Source organism: Neisseria sp. P0001.S005 (assembly GCF_051963715.1).
Map to the genome: position 1 here is coordinate 1 of NZ_JBQCTZ010000904.1, position 311 is coordinate 311.

Below are 311 nucleotides of genomic sequence, written 5' to 3' on the forward strand. Positions count from 1 at the left end.
CCAGCTTGTTTAAGAACCAAGACATCAATCTCGTTCACAGCAATCAGATTTAATTCACTCAAACGAACTTCAGCATTTGCGGCAGCAGTCAAAGATTTGAAACCACGTTTCGGCAGACGGCGTTGCAAAGGCATTTGACCGCCTTCAAAACCTACCTTGTGGAAGCCACCAGAACGGCTTTTTTGACCTTTATGACCACGACCACCTGTCTTACCCAAGCCGCTACCAATACCACGGCCTACACGACGACTAGCGTGAGTAGCACCCTCAGCAGGTTGAATAGTATTCAAAAACATATTAAGACTCCACTT

At 46.3% G+C, this 311-nt stretch carries 1 protein-coding gene; it reads right to left on the reverse strand.

Annotated features, from left to right (window positions below; all coding sequences use genetic code 11):
- Positions 1-296 (reverse strand): 50S ribosomal protein L15 (gene rplO, locus ACTHSP_RS23430; protein ID WP_440347172.1); only part of this gene is annotated, 296 nt, incomplete at its 3' end.
- Positions 297-311: the final 15 nt, after the last annotated feature.